The organism is Flavobacterium sp., assembly GCF_036782315.1.
Taxonomy (GTDB): Bacteria; Bacteroidota; Bacteroidia; order Flavobacteriales; family Flavobacteriaceae; genus Flavobacterium.
Genome location: NZ_DAIPZK010000004.1, coordinates 27,978 through 50,883 on the forward strand (window position 1 = coordinate 27,978; position 22,906 = coordinate 50,883).

At 32.0% G+C, this 22,906-nt stretch carries 15 protein-coding genes and 3 tRNA genes; 11 read left to right on the forward strand and 7 right to left on the reverse strand.

The window, feature by feature from the left end; all coding sequences use genetic code 11:
* Positions 1-2: 2 nt before the first annotated feature.
* On the reverse strand, positions 3-989 hold the full coding sequence (gene pfkA, locus V7P59_RS04820) for a 6-phosphofructokinase (RefSeq protein ID WP_333809025.1): 987 nt from the start codon (positions 987-989) through the stop codon (positions 3-5).
* Between the two features lie 135 nt (positions 990-1,124).
* Positions 1,125-5,564, reverse strand: coding sequence for a translocation/assembly module TamB domain-containing protein (locus V7P59_RS04825; RefSeq protein ID WP_333809026.1), 4,440 nt, complete (start codon positions 5,562-5,564; stop codon positions 1,125-1,127).
* A 161-nt stretch (positions 5,565-5,725) separates the two neighbouring features.
* Here V7P59_RS04825 and tsaD point away from each other — a divergent pair, with 161 nt between their 5' ends.
* The 7 genes from tsaD to V7P59_RS04860 all read left to right on the forward strand — a co-directional run bounded on the left by tsaD (position 5,726) and on the right by V7P59_RS04860 (position 12,206).
* On the forward strand, positions 5,726-6,748 hold the full coding sequence (tsaD, locus tag V7P59_RS04830) for a tRNA (adenosine(37)-N6)-threonylcarbamoyltransferase complex transferase subunit TsaD (protein WP_333809027.1): 1,023 nt from the start codon (positions 5,726-5,728) through the stop codon (positions 6,746-6,748).
* 5 nt (positions 6,749-6,753) lie between these two features.
* Positions 6,754-7,458, forward strand: coding sequence for a 16S rRNA (uracil(1498)-N(3))-methyltransferase (locus V7P59_RS04835; protein ID WP_333809028.1), 705 nt, complete (start codon positions 6,754-6,756; stop codon positions 7,456-7,458).
* Positions 7,451-8,089, forward strand: a complete 639-nt coding sequence (locus V7P59_RS04840; RefSeq protein ID WP_333809029.1) for a DUF4159 domain-containing protein — start codon at positions 7,451-7,453, stop codon at positions 8,087-8,089. The genes V7P59_RS04835 and V7P59_RS04840 overlap by 8 nt, the downstream gene beginning before the upstream one ends.
* A 226-nt stretch (positions 8,090-8,315) precedes the next feature.
* On the forward strand, positions 8,316-9,275 hold the full coding sequence (locus tag V7P59_RS04845; protein ID WP_333809030.1) for a zinc metalloprotease: 960 nt from the start codon (positions 8,316-8,318) through the stop codon (positions 9,273-9,275).
* Positions 9,276-9,355: 80 nt separating this feature from the next.
* Entirely contained in the window at positions 9,356-10,450 is a 1,095-nt protein-coding gene (locus tag V7P59_RS04850; RefSeq protein WP_333809031.1) for an AI-2E family transporter, read from the forward strand.
* 2 nt (positions 10,451-10,452) lie between these two features.
* Positions 10,453-11,631, forward strand: a complete 1,179-nt coding sequence (locus V7P59_RS04855) for a class I SAM-dependent methyltransferase (protein ID WP_333809032.1) — start codon at positions 10,453-10,455, stop codon at positions 11,629-11,631.
* Between the two features lie 5 nt (positions 11,632-11,636).
* Positions 11,637-12,206 carry a hypothetical protein gene (locus V7P59_RS04860; RefSeq protein ID WP_333809033.1) on the forward strand — a complete coding sequence of 190 codons (570 nt, stop codon included), beginning with the start codon at positions 11,637-11,639 and terminating at the stop codon, positions 12,204-12,206.
* A gap of 153 nt (positions 12,207-12,359) precedes the next feature.
* Here the strand turns inward: V7P59_RS04860 and V7P59_RS04865 are convergent.
* From V7P59_RS04865 to V7P59_RS04875, 3 genes are all read right to left on the reverse strand, one after another.
* A tRNA-Arg gene (locus V7P59_RS04865) sits at positions 12,360-12,433 on the reverse strand.
* Between the two features lie 14 nt (positions 12,434-12,447).
* Positions 12,448-12,522: transfer RNA gene (locus V7P59_RS04870), tRNA-Pro, on the reverse strand.
* Positions 12,523-12,538: 16 nt separating this feature from the next.
* Positions 12,539-12,622, reverse strand: a tRNA-Ser gene (locus V7P59_RS04875).
* 269 nt (positions 12,623-12,891) lie between these two features.
* Between V7P59_RS04875 and V7P59_RS04880 the strand changes: the two genes are divergently transcribed.
* Positions 12,892-14,070, forward strand: coding sequence for an acetyl-CoA C-acyltransferase (locus V7P59_RS04880; RefSeq protein ID WP_333809034.1), 1,179 nt, complete (start codon positions 12,892-12,894; stop codon positions 14,068-14,070).
* An 86-nt stretch (positions 14,071-14,156) separates the two neighbouring features.
* A complete protein-coding gene (locus V7P59_RS04885; protein WP_333809035.1) occupies positions 14,157-14,918 on the forward strand; it encodes a C40 family peptidase in 762 nt (253 codons plus the stop codon).
* 31 nt (positions 14,919-14,949) lie between these two features.
* Here the strand turns inward: V7P59_RS04885 and V7P59_RS04890 are convergent, their stop codons facing one another.
* Positions 14,950-16,056 carry a tetratricopeptide repeat protein gene (locus V7P59_RS04890; protein WP_333809036.1) on the reverse strand — a complete coding sequence of 369 codons (1,107 nt, stop codon included), beginning with the start codon at positions 16,054-16,056 and terminating at the stop codon, positions 14,950-14,952.
* 53 nt (positions 16,057-16,109) lie between these two features.
* The gene (gyrA, locus tag V7P59_RS04895; RefSeq protein ID WP_333809037.1) at positions 16,110-18,656 is read right to left on the reverse strand and encodes a DNA gyrase subunit A; all 2,547 of its coding nucleotides are present in this window, start codon (positions 18,654-18,656) and stop codon (positions 16,110-16,112) included.
* Between the two features lie 254 nt (positions 18,657-18,910).
* Between gyrA and V7P59_RS04900 the strand changes: the two genes are divergently transcribed.
* Positions 18,911-21,460, forward strand: a complete 2,550-nt coding sequence (locus V7P59_RS04900) for an ATP-dependent Clp protease ATP-binding subunit (RefSeq protein ID WP_333809038.1) — start codon at positions 18,911-18,913, stop codon at positions 21,458-21,460.
* Between the two features lie 77 nt (positions 21,461-21,537).
* Positions 21,538-22,905, forward strand: coding sequence for a 30S ribosomal protein S6--L-glutamate ligase (gene rimK / locus V7P59_RS04905; RefSeq protein ID WP_333809039.1), 1,368 nt, complete (start codon positions 21,538-21,540; stop codon positions 22,903-22,905).
* Position 22,906 lies beyond the last annotated feature (1 nt).

Below are 22,906 nucleotides of genomic sequence, written 5' to 3' on the forward strand. Positions count from 1 at the left end.
GATTATATGGACATTATATCAGAAACACGAAGTAACTCTTTATCTATTTCTGAATGTCCTTTTATTGCTTGTTCTAAAGGTGTTAAATGTACTTTATCATTAAGAAGTCCAACCATAAAATTAGATTTACCTTCAAGTAATGATTCCACTGCTTTTACTCCTAATCTAGAAGCTAATACGCGATCAAAGCAAGAAGGAGAACCGCCACGTTGCATATGACCTAAGACCGAAACACGAACATCATATTCGGGCATATTTTCTTCAACGTAGTCTTTTAATTCAAATACATTTTTACCTATTTTATCCCCTTCTGCAATTACCACAATACTAGAAGATTTTCCAGAAAGTTTACTTCTTCTCAAAGATTCTAACAATCGGTCTAAACCTAAATCTTCTTCAGGAATTAATATTTCTTCTGCTCCTGCTCCTATTCCTGTATTTAATGCGATATGACCTGCATCTCTTCCCATTACCTCTACGAAGAATAATCGGTTATGCGAACTTGCTGTATCTCTAATTTTATCTATTGCCTCCACTACAGTATTTAAAGCCGTATCATATCCTAAGGTATGACTTGTTCCAAAAATATCATTATCAATGGTTCCTGGTATTCCCATAACTGGAAAACCATATTCTTTGTTGAAAACTTCGGCTCCAGTAAATGAACCATCACCACCAATTACTACTAAAGCATCAACTTTAGCTTCTTTAAGGTTTTCATAAGCTCGTTTTCTTCCTTCAACTGTCATAAAATCTTTAGAACGAGCCGATTTTAAAATAGTTCCTCCTTTATTTACTATATTGTGAACTGAACGTGCTCCCATTTCTTTAAAATCTCCTTCAATCATTCCTTGGTAGCCACGGTAAATTCCAATACATTCTATATTGTAATAAGCACAAGTACGAACTACAGAACGAATGGCAGCATTCATACCAGGAGAATCACCTCCAGAAGTTAAAACACCTATTTTTTTAATCGTAACAGTCATATTTTTTGTTTGTTTATGTAAAGTTATAAAACGAAAAATAAAAAAACAGCATTTGTTGCAAACTATTTAAGAATAACTGCAAATTCAAACGTTTTCGTTAATAACTTTTTGATTTTTCTTTTAAAAAAACAATAATTAATCGATTTCTGGGACTTTTACTGGGTCTTCTTTTACAGCTTCTGTAGATTTAGCCTTTCTCTGATTAATAAACTCTATGAATTCTGGTGGAAATTCAGAATCAGGTAACTCATCTTGAGATTTAGATGCGCCTTTTTTCTTTTTATTTGTATTGAATATTTTTTGCATCATTTCTTTGAAGGTATTGAACTCAACGTTGTAAGTTAACCCAAGACCTTGTGTATATCCAATTCCTTCTCCTACATAATTAATGTCATTTTCACGATTAAATACATGAGCATTTAGCGTACCATCTTCATTAATTTGAATTAAAACTTCTAGGTTACCCACAATAACCGACTCCGTTACACCTCCAACAGGAACTCCCACTTTACCATTTATAGAAATTCTGTCGTTTATTCGGGTATTCATAGTAACCCCAACCCTATCAGAAATTTCATTAATACGATCTCCTTGATCATATCCCACACCAAATTGTACATTACTATCTGCATCAGCAAATATACTATTGATAATAGAACTTGCTCCTTCAATTAATGAACCATAAGCGGCATTTCCAGAAGATTCAGCTGTTACAAAAGAACCTGTAGCCATTAAAGCAAATGCTTGTGTTTGACGAGCATCTTTATCTTGCAACTTATAATCTATTTCACTTTTTAAAACTGAGCTTACAGTAGGGAAATCGATATTAAAATCAGGTTGAGGATTACTTAAATTTCCATTAAGTAAAATGGTAACATTGGTGTCAACTTTCTTATTAAACGAAGCACTTTCTACTAAAACAGCAGGATTTGCTAAAGTTCTATAGGTTGCTTTTAAATCTAATACAGCATTTAATGGATCTCCATCCCAACGTATAGTTCCGCCTTTTTCTACACGGAATTTTTTATCAATAATACCTCCATATTTGAAATTGTATTCCCCTTCTTGAATTTGGAAGTCACCATACATTTCAAATCTTCCCAATGTATTAATGTTCATTTGCATGGAACCATATCCTTTACCTTTCATGGCATGACCGGTTTCTCTATCAAGGATAATTTCAATTTCGGCGTCGGTATCAATATCAAAATTGAAATCCAATTCTATTCCTTGATAGCGATTTTGTCTGACAATTTTTTCAGTTAATGATTTTTTATATTCATCAACCGTCATAAAGTTAATAAAAGAGTTATTTCCTATATCTTCATCATCATTTACAGGTATTTTTATCGATGTTCCTTTTTCAGATTCACCCGAAACTACAATGTTTAAGGCATCTACTGAACCCGTAATACTAGCTTTTCCTTTCATAAAAGCGGTTCCGTAATAATAGGCTTCATCTGAATCTTTAGTATCTAATGCTAAAATATTATCCGAAATTAAATGTAAATCGAGTTGCCAATCTCCTAAATTTTGATGCCTGATAGTTCCATCAATTACTCCTTTAGTTTTATATTTTGTATCGGTTACCTCTATTTTTCGCAAACTAAATTGATGTTCTGTTAAATCTACAATTGCATTCTTCTCAAAAGCATAATCCACATTCAAATAAGGAACTCGCATTCCTGCATCATTTAGATAAAGTCGCCCATCGATTTCGGGATTAGTAAACGAACCTCCAATAGTAGTTCGGCCTGTTGCATTTCCTCTTACATCTGATAAAACACTTCCTAATAAAGAACCAAAAGGTGCTAGATTAAATTTTTCAAAACCGGCTTCTAAATCTAAGCTAGATTGATCCCCAACGAAATTTATATTTCCATTGAGGAAAAAATGATCTTGTCCATCTTGTTTTAATCGTGAATTGACTTTAAACTGATTGAAATTTTCATTTCCTACAATTTCAAAATTCAAATCACCTAATAAAAATTTATTTACTTTAAGACTATCAATTGTTAAGTTTGATATAGGTTCGTAACGATTCTTATCTTGCTTATACGTAATATTTCCATTTACTTTACCTCCAAAAGTTAAGCTATCTATAGATGGAGTTACTTTATTTAAATCAACATCGTTGAAAGAAAGTTTGAAGTCTTTGTAAGTAGAATCGCGCATCGTCCCAAAGAAGTCAATCTTTTGATTGTTATGTGATAATGTTAACTTTTCAAAATTGAAGTTTTTTAAATATTTATCAAAAACAATTTTATTATCAAATGTTTCTTCTTCATTAATAAACCAAACATAATCTTTAAATTTAATCTCTGATTTTTTAAATCCAACAATAGATTGTTTGTCTTGATTGATAGTATGATATAAGTTCAAGTCGTAACTATCTTCACTCTTTGGTCCGCCTTTAAACTCTGAGCGAACGAATAAAGTATCATTTAAGGTTACATTGATTAAATTAAAATCAGCAATTTTGTATTGGTTATTCTTGATAGAATCTACGGTAATATAAGCGTTGTATAAAGGATTTTTATTATCAATATCAATTTTTACATTCTCAATCGTGTTTTCATACGCAACGATATTTGGTGAATTGAAATCAAAAACGAATTTCCCTTCATCACCATTAATTTTTCCTTTAGCAAATGTATTTTCTGAAATCTTAATATGAGGAAGAAAAACTTCTACAATTTTATCGTGAATAGTGAAATCAAAATTTAGAAATTGTCCTTTTTCTAATTTATTTGGCGAATAATTGGCATACAAACTTCCTAAAGCGTTTTCTACCATTTTTTGCACCTGATTAACTTTGTATTTCCCTACGATTTGTCCCGTGATGATATCAGGAGAATTAATAGCAATAGTTCTGACGTTTTCATTATCAAAAGAAGATGTAACTTCAAAATCATCAAAGAAATAAAAATCTTTACTGTTTTGATATGAGACATCATTGATTTGTAATATTCCGGCCAAATCATCTATGGTATTTCCAGAAGCTTTAAAGTCAATATTCCCTTTAAAAATAGAGATGGAATCAGTTTTTACTAATTTTAGCAAATACAAATCGGCGTAGTCAATTTGAGCTTTAAAATCGTAATTTTTTGCTTTCAAACTCAAATCAATTGTACCATCAAAATCCATTTTTAAATTAGGATCATTACTATTAAAATATCCTTTATAATATGGCATTTTCATACTACCATCAACCGTGATGTTTTGATAGTTATATCCATTATAATAAAATTTATCAATTTTACCTTTGATTGCAGTGTTTAATAACTTTTGTGTAAAACCTCTACCATCAACATCTAAATTAACAGTTGCTTTTCCTATTTCTTTTTTTCCTAATAAAGCTCCTAAATCAAAATTATTCAATGATAATGTTCCTTTATACAAAGCATTGTCAATAAAATCAATATTTTGCATAGAAAGATTACTTTCAAGTTCTCCAAGTTGTGAAACTAAATAAACATCGGCATTGATATATTTTTGAGTAAGTTCAACACCACCAACGATATTTACCGTTCCTAATTTATCTAAAGTTGAAGGTAGGTTTTTTCCTAAAATTCGAGGCAAAATAGCATTTAATCTTTGATAGCTAGAAGTCAATCTGTCGAAATTACCTTTCATGTAAAAAGCCTGATTGTTTTTACCAAAAAGATTTCTAAAATTAATTGATCCAATAATTTCCGATTGATTTTTATCGACTAATTTTAAATTGTGAGTAGTAAAATTATTAAGTGTTCCAATCAAATGCGTATCTACATAAAAAACATTGTTTTTACCAAACTCATTGTAAAAATAATTCAAATCATTTGACGCAATTGACGCTTTATCAAACTGAACATCAAAAATTACTTTATTGTTAAAATCTGAAAAATCTTTTCGATTATATTTTAGTTCAACCCTTCCAACCATTTCTGACTCTGGTGTTTTCATGGCTAAGCCTTCTAAAAGAATGTTCTTTTTGGTATAGGTAAAATCTGCTGTTATATTATCAACTTTTAATCCTCTGTGATCTTTGAAAGATAACCTGTCTATGTAAGTAGTAACATTTGCTCCTTTTATAAAAAAATCTTCTATTTGACCATTCAACTGAGTGAAATCTAACATTTTTGGCGTTTGCAAATTATGATCGATGTAACGAAAACGACTATTATAAACCGTCATTTTATTTGCTTTCATTCTAAATTTACCTGAAGATGGCGAACCATCATCAAAAGCTTCAATGAATTTATCTAAATTAGTATAATCTTCATTTTTGTAATTTATTATTCGAACATCCATACCATGTAACACAACATTTTTCAAATAAGGATGTCCGGGATCATAAATTTTTTTGAAACTTAAAATAGATGTATTTAACTTTTTAATATAAAACAACGTATCTTTATGATGGTCTAAAACTAAAACATCGCCAAGTTTTACACTTCCAAAAGGAGTAATTGCAATTTTTCCGATTGAAATATTTGTTTTGTATGAACTATTGAGCTCATCGGTAGCATATTTTCCTAAAGCAGTTTGCACGAAAGGCAACGACAAAAGAATCCCCAATAATAGGAATAGCAATAAAATTGCAAGTAGGGTGCGAAATAGTATTTTTTTAAATTTTTTGATACGTTCTTTTGTTTTAAATTTGCTTCAAAATAACTAATTGGTGTTAAACCCAACAAAAATAAGGAAATTTGTAAGATAATTACAATATCCGTATTTCAAATTTCATGCCTAAAATGTCAGAAAGAAAAATATATACTTTAGCAATCGAAAGTTCATGCGATGATACCTCGGCTGCCATACTTTGTAACGACGTTGTTTTATCAAATATTGTAGCTCGTCAAGCTATTCATGAAGAATATGGTGGAGTTGTTCCCGAATTAGCTTCGAGAGCACACCAACAAAACATAGTACCAGTAGTTGATGTTGCCATTAAAAAAGCAGGAATTACCAAAAATGACCTGAATTGCATTGCTTTTACACAAGGCCCTGGATTAATGGGTTCGCTTTTAGTAGGTGGTTCTTTTGCAAAATCAATGAGTATGGCTTTAAATATTCCATTGGTTGCAGTGAACCATATGAAAGCGCATATTTTAGCACATTTTATTGAGGAAGAAGGTTACAATAAACCAACTTTCCCATTTTTGGCATTAACGATTTCTGGCGGACATACCCAAATTGTGAAAGTGAATAGTTTTTTTGATTTGGAAATTATTGGCGAAACTACTGATGATGCGGTAGGCGAAGCTTTTGATAAATCGGCTAAGATTTTAGGACTTCCCTATCCTGGCGGACCTTTGATTGATAAATTTGCACAAGAAGGAAATCCGAAAGCGTTTCCATTTACAAAACCAAAAGTAGATGGCTTGAATTTTAGTTTCAGCGGCTTAAAAACCCAAATTTTATATTTCATCCAAAAAAATGTAGCAGAAAATCCAAATTTCATTGAAGAAAACAAAACCGATATTTGTGCTTCCATCCAACATACTATTATTAATATTTTGATGGATAAACTGAAATTAGCGGTTGCTGAAACTGGAATTAATCAAATTGCAATTGGTGGTGGTGTTTCTGCAAATTCTGGAATTCGAACTACATTGAAAGAAGCAGAAAAAAAATATGGTTGGAAATCTTACATTCCAAAATTCGAATACACAACTGATAATGCGGCTATGATTGGAATTGTAGGTTACTATAATTTCTTAGAAGAAAATTTCAGTCAAGCTAGTGTAACTTCTAAAGCACGAATTGAATTTTAAATCTTATGCAACTATTCTATAATTCCGATATTAAACAAGGCGATATTACTTTCTTTTTCGATAAAGAAGAAAGCAAACACATAGTTAAAGTTTTACGTAAAAAAGAAAGTGATAAAATATTTATTACTAATGGATTAGGATTTTTATTTGAATCTGAAATTATTTTAGCTTCTGAAAAAAAATGCGAAGTTAAAATCACAAAAGAAACCTTTCAAGAACCTGATAAATTTTACACACATATTGCCATTGCTCCTACTAAAATGAACGACCGATTGGAATGGTTTTTAGAAAAAGCGACTGAAATTGGTATTCATGAAATAACACCAATCATTTGCGATCATTCTGAAAGAAAAATATATAAGATTGATAGAGCAGAAAAAATTATTCAGGCTGCTATGAAACAATCGCTTCATTATTATATTCCAAAGATTAACGAACCCATTTCGTTCTCACAATTTATAAAATCAAATATTGACGGGCAAAAATTCATAGCACATTGCGAAGAAACTGATAAAAAATCGTTTAAAAATGAAGTCAAGAAAGACGAAAAAGTCACAATTTTAATTGGACCTGAAGGCGATTTTTCTACAAAAGAAATCAATTTAGCTATTGAAAATCATTTTATTCCTGTAACTTTGGGAAACACAAGATTGCGAACAGAAACCGCTGCTTTGATAGCTTGTCATACAATTGCATTAATAAATGAATAAATTTTTAGTCTTTATATTATTTGTTTGGAATTTGGGATTTACCCAAGAAATTGCTGTTGCCAAATATTCTGGCGGTGGCGATTGGTATGCAAATCCGACTTCTTTACCTAATTTGGCTAAATTTTGCAATCAAAACATCAACACTAAAATCAATACCAAAATAGCAACGGTTGATGTAGGAAGTAGCGAAATATTCAACTACCCGTTTGTACACATGACTGGACATGGAAACGTTGTTTTTAGCCCAAATGACGTTATCAATCTTCGCAACTACCTTACCTCTGGCGGTTTTTTGCATATTGATGACAACTATGGAATGGACGAATTCATTCGAAAAGAAATAAAAAAAATATTTCCAAACAATCCGTTAACCGAAATACCTTCTAATCATATTATATTCCAAGAACCTTATAATTTCCCAAACGGATTACCTAAAATTCACGAGCACGACAATCAAAAACCTCAAGCTTTCGGAATTTTTATTGAAGGTAGAATTGTATTACTTTACACTTATGAAACCGACTTAGGTGATGGTTGGGAAGATGCTGAAGTTCACAACAATCCTTTTCCAGTTCGTGAAAAAGCGCTAAAAATGGGAGCTAATATTCTAAATTACGCTTTTAAACATTAATTTTTTTCGATTTTTTTTCAAATTTTAACATAAACTGCAGAAAATCTACAGCAATTTATTTTTTCATACGCTTTAATTTTGATTTGTTCACATTCGAAACGATAAAAGATGTTAAACACTTTTTACAGAAACTTTGATTTACTGTAAGGAAATAATAGCATTATACTAAATCATTTAGTTTTTCGTTTCATTTTTAACCAAATCAACTAACTAAAATGTATTAATTATGAAAAAAATCCTTTTGTCAGCAGTTTCTTTACTGTTATTGGTTTCATGTAGTAATGATGAAACAAGTACACCTACAAATTCAGCAACAACAGCACATAAACATCACAGAGGTTGTGCTTCTCATGAAGTTCTTGAACAACAACTTCGAGAAAATCCAGAATTAGCATCTAAAATGCAAGAAATTGAGAGATTTACCCAAAATGCAATTACAAACGGAAGATTAGTAAATGGAAAAATTGAAATTCCTGTAGTGGTAAATGTACTGTACAGAACAGCTGCTGAGAATATTTCACTTACACAAATTCAATCTCAAATTGATGTGTTAAACAAAGATTTTAACGCATTAAATAGTGATTTTAATCAAGTTCCAACTATTTTCTCAGGAGTAAAAGCTAATGTAGGAATTTCCTTTGTGTTAGATGCTGTTTACAGAAAATCAACAACTAAAACATCTTGGGGAACTCGTGATGCCATGAAAAAATCAACTCAAGGTGGAATTAACCCTACTTCTCCAACAACTAAATTAAACTTATGGGTTTGTACTATAGGTGGTGGAATTTTAGGTTATGCACAATTTCCAGGTGGTTCATCTGCTACTGATGGAGTTGTTATTGATTCTAGATATTTAGGAACAACTGGTACTGCTACAGCTCCTTTTAATAAAGGAAGAACAGCAACTCATGAAGTGGGACATTGGATGAACTTAAGACATATTTGGGGTGATACTACTTGCGGAAGCGATTTAGTAAGCGATACTCCTACTCACAATACAGCTAATTACGGAATGCCTGTATTCCCACACTACTCTACTTGTACAGGAACACCAATAGAAATGACAATGAATTACATGGACTATACAGACGATGCAGGAATGTACATGTTCTCAAACGGTCAAAAAAGCAGAATGTTAGCCATTTTTGCTTCTGGTGGCGCTAGATTTTCATTTGCCCAGCCATAATCAAATGAAACATTTGAGTTAATTTCTAAAACTCACCATTATGTGGTGAGTTTTTTTTATTTTAGCAAAAAGAAAAACAAATGACTTCAAAAGAATTAAGTTTAGGAATTGTAAGAGCTGTAGGGATTATTACTGCTATTTTACTTTTGTTATTTTTCTTTTATAAAATTTCAACTGTAATAGTCTATTGTATTGTCTCTATTGTTTTTACCCTTTTATTATATCCATTCGTTTTATTTTTAAAAAGAAAACTAAAATTCAGAAATACATTAGCTGTTGTTACTACATTAATATTGGTAATTCTTTTAATCACAGGAATCATTTTACTTTTTGTTCCGTTGATTATTTCACAAGGAGAAAACTTATCGCTTTTAGATATTAAATCTCTCGAAAACAATTATAACCGATTATTAAATGACGTAACTCTTTATTTGAGTTCGCATAACATTGATTTACAGCAAATAGCAAAAAATTCAAATCTAACTTCTTTTTCCAATTTTGAATTTATACCTAATTTTTTAAATAATATCGTAAGTACTATTGGAAACATTGGAATGGGATTTGCCTCAGTATTATTTATTTCCTTTTTCTTACTCAAAGAAAGAATAGCTTTTGCAACAGCTTTTAAAAAGATTTTGCCTCTTGAGCAAAAAGAAAAAGTTCTAAATTCGGTTGAAAAAATTAATGAAATGCTTTCCAAGTACTTCTTGGGGTTATTATTACAATTATTCATTATTTTCATTCTATATCTAATTGTATTTCTAATCTTTGGAGTTCAAAATGCAGTAATCATTGCGCTATTATGTGCTGTTTTTAATATTGTACCTTATGTTGGTCCAATTATCGCCACTTTTGTAGCCAGTATTCTAATTATGATTAGCAGCATTGGAACTGGTGCCGATTTTGCTACAGAAACCTTACCTACGACCCTTTATGTTTTGATAGGAATGTTTGTAGTACAATTGATTGATAATAATATAAGTTCGCCTTTAATTTTTTCAAAAAGTACTAATTCACATCCGTTAGAAATCTTTTTAGTAATATTAATTGCTGGTATTTTATTTGGTATAACTGGAATGATTATCGCTGTTCCATTTTACACTTCATTAAAGGTAATTGGAAAAGAATTTTTACCCGAAAACAAAATTATCAAAGCCCTTACTAAAAACTTATAGTTTTGAATTTAGAATCGCTTTTACAACCTGAAATACAAGATTTTATTAACCAAAATCTGAATGAAGATAGCACAAAATTAGCTTTGAAGAAAAATCCGTTTCCCGAAGTGAATTATTCGATTATCATCAATCAAATTATTGCAAAAAAGAAAGCTAAAGATAAATTGCCTACTTGGTTTTCATCCGAAGAAATCATTTATCCTGAGAAAATTTCAATTGAGCAAACGTCTTCTGAAACTACAGCAAAATATAAAGCTTCCTTAGTTTCAGGTGAAAAGTTAATCGATTGTACAGGTGGATTTGGGATTGACGATTATTACTTTTCAAAACAATTTAAATCTATTATTCATTGCGAATTGAATGCTGATTTATCTCACATCGTAAAACATAATTTCGAAGTATTAAAAGTTAAAAATATCGAATGTATTCATGGTGATAGTACAGAAATTTTAGAACGATTGAATCGAAAATTCGATTGCATTTACATTGATCCTTCTAGAAGAAATGACGCTAAAGGTAAAGTGTTTATGCTGGCTGATTGTTTGCCAAATGTAGTTGATTTACAAGATTTTTATTATCAATTTACGAATACCATTTTAATCAAAACAGCTCCAATCCTAGATTTACATGCTGGATTATTGGAATTAAAAAATGTTTCCGAAATTCATATAGTTGCAGTGGATAACGAAGTAAAAGAATTGTTATGGAAAATTGAGAAAAATTTTAATGAATCACCGGAAATTATTGCGGTTAATATTGAAAAAGACAGACAAACGATTACCAAAATTGAAAGTTCAAAATCGTATTTTGCTTCGTATTGTTTGCCAAAAAAATATCTGTACGAACCTAATGCTTCTTTAATGAAATCAGGCGGATTTGATGCTGTTTCTGAATTGTTTGCTGTTGGAAAATTGCACCAACATTCACATTTATACACTTCGGATGAACTTATTGATTTTCCTGGTAGAAAATTTCAAATTGATGCGATTGTTCCGTTTCAGAAAAAAGAAATTTCACAACATATTCAAGGCAAAAAAATGAATGTTTCTACAAGAAATTTCCCTATAAAACCTGAAGAAATTAAGAAAAAATACAAAATTTCCGATGGTGGAACGGTTTTTGCTTTTTTCACCACAAATATAAATAATGAAAAAATAGTTTTACTTTGCACCAAATTATAATCCAAATGAAAAACCTTTTATCGCTGTTATTATTACTAACGTTAAGTGTAAACGCACAAAAGAAAGACTGCATTTACGACGTCGAAGAAAAAACCGATTCTACCTCGTTAAAAGTCTTACCCAATGTATTAATGCACGAAAAAATATTTGGAAACACTAGTGAATACTTGTTCTTTGCATTGTTAAATAATGATGGAACTCCTATGTTAAGTATCCAACAATTGCAAAAAAGTAAAGATTTCATTAAGACCAATTGTATTGCTAAAAATTCAAAAATAGTCATCCAATTATTAAATGGAAAAATTATCACGCTTTTAAGTTCCGATGAAGAAGCTTGTAGTGTTTTAACCTACGATGCTAAAGAAAAAAATAACATTAGAATTTTAACCGGCTATTTTTACTTCACCAAAACCAATTACGAAGAATTAAAAAACAGTCCAATTAGTTTAATGCGAATTCAATTTGCAGGAGAAACTATAGATTATGTATTAAAAAGCGTATTAAACTCCGAAACTTTAAAAACTAAATCAAATCCAGATCGTTATTTAATGGAATTTTTGAAGTGTGTGGAGTAGGAATTTTACACGGCTATTGTATGTAAAATTAATAATTTCTATAATCCGTAAAAAATCCGCAAAAATGTTTTAAAAAGTGGTAAAATGTAGCTGTAAAAGAAAAAACAAAAAAGATATAAAAACAAAAAAGCCTTGCATTTGCAAGGCTTTTTGTGATCTCGTCAGGATTCGAACCTGAGACCTACTGCTTAGAAGGCAGTTGCTCTATCCAGCTGAGCTACGAGACCTAAAATTGTTATCGTCGGGGTGGCAGGATTCGAACCTGCGGCCTCCTGCTCCCAAAGCAGGCGCGATAACCGGGCTACGCTACACCCCGCAAAAAAACAAAAAAGCGGAGAGACAGGGACTCGAACCCTGGCGACGGTTACCCGTCGACAGATTAGCAATCTGCTCCGTTACCACTCCGGCACCTCTCCTATTATTGTTGTAAGAACTTATCTTTTTTGCGGTTGCAAATGTATATTTTCATTCTTAATTATACAACATTTTAGGGAGTTTTTTTCAATATATTTTTCTTATTCCTAAAAAAACGCTTACAATCAATACAATAGCTTTACAATAAAAATGAAAACAAATTCGTAATATCAAAATAAAATTCTATTTCAACTTAGAATATCAATAAAAACCTTGCCTCATTTCGAATAAAAATAGTAAATTCGCAATTCAAATAAAAAACCTTTCTATCATGACTAAAAAAGTAGTTATTGTTTCTGCCGTAAGAACTCCAATTGGAAGTTTCATGGGAGCTTTATCTAGTGTACCTGCTACAAAATTAGGTGCTGCTGCCATCAAAGGCGCTTTAAATAAAATCAATTTAGACCCTAAATTAGTTGACGAAGTTTTAATGGGTAACGTAGTTCAAGCTGGAAACGGCCAAGCTCCTGCAAGACAAGCCGCTTTATATGCTGGATTATCAGAAAGTGTAGCTTGCACTACTGTAAATAAAGTTTGTGCTAGTGGTATGAAAGCCGTTATGCAAGGTGCTCAAGCTATTATGGCTGGTGATGCTGAAATCGTAGTTGCGGGTGGAATGGAAAACATGAGCTTGATTCCACACTACGTACATTTGAGAAATGGTGTAAAATTCGGACCAACTTCTTTAGTTGACGGAATGCAAAAAGATGGTTTAACTGACGCATACGACAACAATGCTATGGGAGTTTGTGCTGACTTATGCGCTACTGAATACAACATTACAAGAGAAGAGCAAGATAACTTCGCTATTCAATCGTATGAGCGTTCTGCTGCTGCATGGGAAGCTGGGAAGTTTGACGCAGAGATTGTTCCAGTTGAAGTTCCTCAGAGAAGAGGTGATGCTATTATTGTTTCTAAAGACGAAGAATATACTAATGTAAAATTAGATAAAATACCATCTTTAGCACCAGTTTTCACAAAAGAAGGAACTGTTACAGCTGCTAATGCTTCAACTATTAATGACGGTGCCGCAGCTTTAGTATTAATGAGTGAAGAAAAAGCACAATCATTAGGTTTAAAACCGTTAGCATATATCAAATCATACGCTGATGCTGCCCAAGAACCAAAATGGTTTACAACTGCACCAGCAAAAGCATTACCAAAAGCATTGGACAAAGCTGGAATTTCTATTTCTGATGTTGATTTCTTTGAGTTTAATGAAGCTTTCTCTGTGGTTGGATTAGCTAACGCAAAAATCTTAGGATTAGATAACAATAAAGTAAATGTTAACGGTGGAGCTGTTTCTTTAGGCCACCCTCTAGGATGTTCTGGAGCTAGAATTATCGTTACATTAATCAATGTTTTAAACCAAAATAATGCTAAAATTGGTGCGGCTGCTATCTGTAATGGTGGTGGTGGTGCTTCTGCAATTGTTATTGAAAAAGCATAATTTATAATTTTATGAATGGTGAATTTTGAAATTTAGTTACATTTGTAATTAAATTCTTAATTCATCATTTCTTATTTTGAACCAACATGTTTGGAATTTGTAATTTAGCCATAGTACCCGTAAGAGCAGAAGCCAGTGATCGTAGCGAACAAGTAACGCAACTGCTTTTTGGTGAGCACTTTAAAATTATTGAAATGACTGCCAAATGGGCGCAGGTGGAATTGGCATATGACAACTATATTGGTTGGATTGATGTAAAACAATATCAACCCATCACAGAAGAATATTATGATATTTTAAACAACACTCCAATTGTCTTAAATGCAGATTTAGTGGAATATATTACCACTCCAAATAATCTATTGACTTCTATCACTTTAGGTGCTTCTTTATCATTTTTGGATAACGAAGAAATAAATACAAGCAAATATAGTTTTGAAGGCATTAAAGTATGCGGTAAAAAACCAAAATCAGAATTAATTAAAACCGCTTTCATGTATTTAAATGCCCCCTATTTATGGGGAGGAAAAACACCATTCGGAATTGATTGTTCAGGATTTACACAAATGGTTTATAAATTAAATGGATATAAACTTTTAAGAGATGCATCGCAACAAGCTACTCAAGGGGATGCTTTAAGTTTTATTGAGGAAAGCGAACCTGGAGATTTAGCTTTCTTTGATAACGAAGAAGGTAATATTATTCATGTAGGAATTATGATGGAGAATAACTATATTATTCATGCTTCTGGAAAAGTTCGTATTGATCGTTTAGATCATTTAGGAATTTACAATGCTGAAACCAATCGTCATACGCACAAACTTAGAGTTATAAAAAAAGTAATATAAAAAAGTCCCGATTATATCGGGACTCTTTTTTTTAATTGATTGCTTTTGCTTTTTCAGGTTGACCTATAATTTCATAAGTCATTTTTAAAATACTTTTAGTATTGGCATCATTAGGATTAATAGAGTAAGCTTTTTCAAAATCTGGTAATGATTTAGCAAACATTTCTTTTCTCTTCAACATTAATGCATCATATTTCTTTTTATCAGCTCTCGAATTGTTAATTTCTGTAACTATCTTATCATCTTCTGCTAAAGCTGCATATCCTGCATTGAAATAAATATCAAATTCTCCCTTTTTTATTTCTTCATCATCAGGAGATAATTTTCTAGCTTCAGCATAAGTAGCTTTTGCTTTATCCATTTCTCCGTTTTGAGTGTATAAAATGGCTAACAATTTGTATACTTCTGGTTTTGTAGTATTGTTTTTAATGTCTTTAGGTTTTTCATGAGTACCTAAAGCAATAAACTTAGATCTTTCTTCTTTAGAATTAAATTCTTCTTCAGCTCCATTAGCTTTATTAATTGCAAAAAATGTACTTCCATTATTTAAATAATCGCTTTTTGCATATTCTTCATACATTTTTTCAGCTAATTTATAATCTTGACTTTGAACCGCTAAAATAGCTGCATTTTTCAATGATTTCCCTTCAGATTTTGGATCAAATTGATAAATACCATAAAAGAAAGCTGAAGCTTCTTTAAACTTTGAAGCATTATTTAAGTTTAAAGCTAAAGTAGTTAACGTTTGTTTGAACTGATTTTTTTCTTCTATCAATTCATCTGTATAAATCTTTTTACCTGATTTTTTTTCAAACTCGATTGTTTCATTTATAACTTCACCATATTCTTTTATAAACTCTGGCTTGTATAAACTCATTTGATCCTGCATTGTAGCTTTTGCTCCTTTAGATGCTAAAACCACTGTAGGATACATCGTTTTATAAAATTTAGCATATACTTTGTCAGATTCCTCTGTTGCTAATCCATCTAAAGCAGTACTTGCTGCTTTATAAGCTTCTAAATCTTTATCTGAAATAGTTTCTTTAGCATAAATTTTCTTTAATGTTTTTAGCTCTTCTTTTTGTGCAAATGTGGCAACAGACAATAAAAGTGTTGCACTTAAAACTAGTTTTTTCATTTTTTTTGTAAACTTGGTTAAACAAAAGCCCAAAATAAATTTGGGCTTATAAATTATTCTTGCGAATCGTTATTTTCTGTTTCAATATCTGTGCCATTTTCAATATCTCCTTCAAACTCATCGTTTTCAGACTCGTCCTCACGTAATACTTTAGTTACGGCAGCAATTGAATCATTTCCTTTAATATTAATTAATCGAACTCCTTGAGTTGCTCTACCCATTACACGTAAATCAGAAATTTTCATTCTAATGGTTAATCCTGATTTGTTGATAATCATTAAATCATCTTCATCAGTAACATCATTAATAGAAATTAACTGACCAGTTTTATCAGTAATGTTAAGGGTTTTAACTCCTTTCCCTCCTCGATTTGTGATTCTGTAAACATCTTCTCCGTCGTCATCCACTAACTTAGTACGTTTTCCGTAACCATTTTCAGTAACTACTAAAAGCTGAGAATCGTTTACATGATCTTTGTCAATAGAAACCAATCCAATTACTTCATCTTTCTCGTCAGCTAAAGTAATACCTCTAACTCCGGATGCTGTTCTTCCCATTGGACGTGTTTTCTCTTCTTCGAAACGAACTAACTTACCAGATTTCACAGCAATTAATACTTGACTGTTTCCAGTAGTTAATTTTGCTCCAATTAATTCATCATCTTCTTTAATTGTGATAGCATTAATTCCGTTTTGACGTGGACGAGAATATTGTTCTAAAGGTGTTTTCTTAACCTGACCTTGTTTTGTAGCCATAATTACATAATGACTGTTGATGTAATCTTGGTCTTTTAAGTCTTGAGTACAAATAAACGCTTTTACTTTATCGTCTTGTTCAATGTTGATTAAGTTCTGAATTGCACGACCTTTGCTTGCTTTTGTTCCTTCTGGAATTTCGTAAACACGCATCCAGAAACATTTTCCTTTTTGTGTAAAGAACATCAAATATTGATGGTTGGTAGCTACAAATAAGTGCTCTAAGAAGTCTTGATCTCTGGTAGCTGAACCTTTTTGTCCTACTCCGCCTCTATTTTGCGTTTTGTATTCTGATAAAGAAGTTCGCTTGATATAACCAGCATGTGAAATTGTAACTACTACACTTTCATCTGCAATTAAATCTTCAATACTTACATCGCCTCCAGCATATTCAATTTGAGAACGACGCTCATCTCCATATTTCTCTTTTACTTCTATTAACTCATCTTTAATTACTTGCATTCTCATTTCTTTGCTTGCTAATAATTCTTTCAAATAAGCAATCAATTTCATGATGTCTTCATATTCTGCACGTAATTTATCTTGCTCAAGACCTGTTAATTGTCTTAAACGCATTTCTACAATGGCACGAGCTTGAATCTCAGATAAGTTAAAACGTTCGATTAATTTCGTTCTTGCTTCATCTCCATCTTTCGATGAACGAATTAAAGCAATAACTTCATCAATATTATCAGAAGCAATAATTAAACCTTCCAAAATGTGAGCTCTTTCTTCAGCTTTTCTCAAATCAAATTGAGCTCTTCTTACTACTACATCATGACGGTGTTCTACAAAATGGTGAATCAAATCTTTTAAATTCAACATTTGCGGACGACCTTTTACCAATGCAATGTTATTTACACTGAAAGAAGATTGTAATTGGGTATACTTATAAAGTGTATTTAAAACAACATTAGGAACAGCATCTCGTTTTAATTCATAAACAATACGCATTCCATTTCTATCCGATTCGTCTCGGATGTTTGAAATACCTTCAATTTTTTTCTCGTTAACTAAATCAGCCGTTTTCTTAATCATTTCGGCTTTATTCACTTGGTAAGGAATTTCAGTTACAATGATAGCTTCTCTACCATTTACTTCTTCAAAACCTACTTTAGCGCGAATAACAATACGACCTCTACCCGTTTTAAAAGCTTCTCTTACTCCTTCATATCCATAAATAATTCCACCTGTAGGGAAATCGGGCGCTTTAACGTGTGTAATTAACTCATCTATTTCGATGTCGTTATTATCAATATAAGCCAAAGTTCCATCAATAACTTCTGTTAAGTTATGGGGTGCCATATTCGTAGCCATACCTACCGCAATACCCGAAGCTCCATTAATTAGTAAGTTTGGAATACGGGTTGGCATAACGGTTGGCTCTTGTAGAGTATCGTCAAAGTTCAATTGGAAATCAACTGTTTCTTTTTCGATATCGGCCAACATATCTTCTGATATTTTTTTCATTCTAGCTTCAGTATAACGCATAGCCGCTGGACTATCACCATCTACTGAACCAAAGTTACCTTGACCATCGACCATTAAATAACGTAAGCTCCATTCTTGAGCCATACGCACCATAGCATCATATACTGAACTATCACCATGTGGGTGATATTTACCTAAAACTTCTCCAACAATTCTTGCCGACTTTTTGTGGGCTCTGTTCGAAAGAACTCCTAATTCATACATTCCGTATAAAACTCTACGGTGTACAGGTTTTAAACCATCTCTAACATCAGGAAGTGCACGTGACACAATAACAGACATCGAATAATCGATGTAAGCTGATTTCATTTCATCCTCAATGTTAATAGGAATTAACTTTTCTCCTTCTGACATAAGTATTTATATTAAAATTATATATTAGTACTAAAACGTGCCAATATACGGCTTTTTGAACTTTTAGCACAAATTTTAAAACACTTATTTCGACTATTTATTAACAATTTTGTTTACAAATTGCTTATAATTCAGTTCCCATAAACTTTCATTTTTCATTTTTTTTTTGTCATTTAGCCCAACTGTACATTTCTAAGGTATGATTTTTGTATTTCCTTATAGAATTTTGTACTTTTACTTATATTACAAATGCTATGGACGATAATTTTTCACCACGAGTTAAAGACGTAATTACCTATAGTAAAGAAGAAGCTTTACGTTTAGGCCACGACTTTATTGGTACCGAACACTTAATGCTGGGAATACTTCGAGATGGCAATGGAAAAGCAATTAACATCTTGAATAATTTGGCGGTTGACTTAACACACTTAAGAAAAAAAGTGGAAATACTAAGTCCTGCCAATCCTAACGGCATTCAAAATCTTGAAAAGCAAAATCTTCATCTTACACGTCAAGCTGAACGTGCCTTGAAGACTACTTTTTTAGAAGCTAAATTATTTAACAATTCCGAAATAAGTACGGCTCACCTATTGTTATGTATTTTACGCAACGAAAATGACCCTACAACTAAGTTGTTGAATAAAATAAAAATTGATTACGAAACAGTTAAAGAACAATACACAGCCATGATGACAAACGAAGACGATTATTTAGAAAACTTGCCAAAAGCTGAGTCGTTTAATGACGATTCCGGACAAGATGACAGTTTAAAGGAAAGCTCATTTAACAATCCTTCATCAGGAAGTAAAACCAATAAAAAATCAAAAACTCCTGTATTGGATAATTTTGGGCGCGATTTAACTGAAATGGCTGAAGAAGGAAAATTAGACCCTGTTGTAGGACGCGAAAAAGAAATTGAACGTGTTTCTCAAATCTTAAGTCGTAGAAAGAAAAACAATCCGCTTTTAATTGGTGAACCTGGAGTTGGAAAATCAGCTATTGCTGAAGGATTAGCTTTACGTATCATTAAGAAAAAAGTATCACGTAATTTATTCAACAAACGTGTAGTTACGCTTGATTTAGCAAGTTTAGTAGCCGGAACAAAATATCGCGGACAATTTGAAGAACGAATGAAAGCGGTAATGAATGAATTAGAGAAAAATGATGATATCATCTTATTCATTGACGAAATTCACACCATAGTTGGTGCAGGTGGTGCAACGGGCTCTTTAGATGCTTCTAACATGTTCAAACCAGCTTTAGCTAGAGGTGAAATTCAATGTGTTGGAGCTACAACTTTAGATGAATATCGCCAATATATTGAAAAAGATGGTGCTTTAGAAAGACGTTTCCAAAAAGTAATTGTAGAACCAACATCGGTTGAAGAAACGATTACAATTTTGAACAACATTAAGCCAAAATATGAAGACCATCACAATGTAATTTACACTCCAGAAGCTATTGAGGCTTGTGTTAAATTAACGAATAGATACATGACCGATCGTTTTCTTCCAGATAAGGCTATTGATGCTTTAGATGAAGCAGGTTCTCGTGTTCATATCATTAATATTGATGTTCCAAAACAAATTTTGGAATTAGAAAAGAAATTAGAAGAAGTTCGCGAACTTAAAAATACAGTTGTTAAAAAACAGAAATACGAAGAAGCCGCTAAACTTCGTGATGATGAAAAACGCATCGAAAAAGATTTAGCTATTGCACAAGAACAATGGGAAGAAGATTCTAAAAACAACAAGGTTACCGTTACAGAAGACAACGTTGCCGATGTAGTTTCTATGATGACTGGAATTCCTGTAAATCGTATTGCTCAAACTGAAAGTAATAAATTAGCTCATTTGCCTGAACTAATTAAAGGTAAGGTTATTGGACAAGACGAAGCGGTTTTAAAAATTGCAAAATCTATCCAAAGAAATCGTGCTGGTTTAAAGGATCCAAACAAGCCAATTGGTTCGTTTATTTTCTTAGGGCAAACTGGTGTTGGAAAAACACAATTAGCAAAAGTTATTGCGAAAGAATTATTCGATTCTGAAGATGCATTAGTTCGTATTGATATGAGCGAATACATGGAAAAATTTGCGATTTCAAGATTAGTTGGAGCGCCTCCAGGATACGTTGGTTACGAAGAAGGTGGACAATTAACAGAAAAAGTAAGAAGAAAACCATACTGTGTAGTGCTTTTAGACGAGATTGAAAAAGCGCATCCAGATGTGTTCAACATGATGCTTCAAGTTTTAGATGATGGTCATTTGACTGATAGTTTAGGTCGCAAAATCGATTTTAGAAATACGATTATCATTATGACTTCTAATGTTGGTGCACGTCAATTGAAAGATTTTGGAACAGGAGTTGGATTCGGTACTGCAGCTAAACAAGCACAAACCGAAGAACATTCGAAAGGAATTATAGAAAATGCCTTGAAAAAAGCTTTTGCTCCTGAATTCTTAAATCGTATTGATGATGTAATTGTGTTCAATGCATTAGAAAAACATGATATTGATAAAATTATTGATATCGAAATGGACAAATTGTATGCTCGAGTGAAAGATTTAGGCTACACACTTATACTTTCAGAAAAAGCAAAAGATTTTATTGCTGAAAAAGGTTTTGATAAGCAATTTGGAGCGCGTCCTTTAAAAAGAGCCATTCAAAAATATGTTGAAGATGCTCTTGCAGAGGAAATCATTACGCACAAAATTCATGAAGGCGACCAAATCTTTATGGATTTAGATGAAACCAATCAAGAACTCAAAATTGAAATTAAAAAATTAGAAGAACCAAGCTCTTAAGCTTGGTTTTTTTTATTTATTGAATTTAGAATTATATTAAAAAAAATATTACATTAGTTCTAAATTTCAATTCATTTATGCAAGACAAAGTTATCGTAGGTAGCGAAGAATGGTGTTCCTTCCCTACTTTAGGAATTCCAACAATAAAAGCCCGTGTTGATTCTGGTGCCAAAACATCAGCATTACATGCTATTAATATTGTTACATTTGAAAAAAACAGTGAGAGTTGGGTTAAATTCGATATTAATCCCATTCAAAATAATGCAAAAGCGGTAATTCATTGCGAAGCACCATTAATTGATAAAAGAGTTGTAAAAAGCTCAAGTGGCTTTAGAGAGCAACGTTATGTAATCAAAACCAAACTCGAAATAGGTGGAAAAACTTGGGAAATAGAGGTGACACTTACCAACCGAGACTCAATGGGTTTCCGAATGTTATTAGGCCGAGAGGCTATGTCGGGACGAGTTTTAGTAGATCCTGAAAAACGTTATTTATTAGGGCAACCTACAACAGAAAAACTAAAGGAATATTATTACGCATCAAGCGAAAATAAAAAAGGATTAAAAATTGGTTTATTAGCGAGTAATCCGGAGTTGTATAGTAACAAACGTATTTTAGAAGCAGGAGAATTAAGAGGCCATGAAATGCATTTCTTAAACTTGAAATACTGCTACATGAAGTTAGACGCTACAAAACCCGAAATTCATTATCGTGGTGGAAAAGTTTTAAACGATTTTGATGCTGTAATTCCAAGAATTCGACCTAGCATGACGTATTATGGTTGTGCTTTAACACGACAATTTGAAGCTTTAAAGGTATTTGCTTTAAATAACTCAGCGGCTATTAGTCAATCAAGAGATAAATTATTTTCATTACAATTATTATTAAACAATGGAGTTGATATTCCAACAACTGGTTTTGCAAATTCACCATTAGATACAGATGATTTGATTAAAATGGTTGGAGGATCGCCTTTAATTGTAAAATTATTAGAAGGAACACAAGGAAAAGGTGTCGTTTTGGCAGAAACTAAAAAAGCAGCAGAATCAGTTATTAATGCATTCAAAAGTTTAAATGCAAATATTTTAGTGCAAGAATTCATTAAAGAAGCCAATGGTAAAGATTTGAGACTCTTTGTAGTAGATGGAAAAGTGGTTGCAGCTATGCAACGTGAAGCTGCTCCAGGAGAATTCAGAGCCAACATTCATATGGGAGGAACAGCTTCAGTAGTAAAAATTACTTCGGAAGAAAAGAAAATTGCAATTAAAGCAGCAAAAGCTATGAATTTAAAAGTGGCCGGAGTGGATATTATTCGTTCTTCAAAAGGTCCGTTATTGTTAGAAGTAAATTCATCTCCTGGTTTAGAAGGAATTGAAGGAGCAACTCAAAAAGATATTGCAGGTGAAATGATTAAAGCGATTGAGAAAAACTTTAAGTGGAAATAAT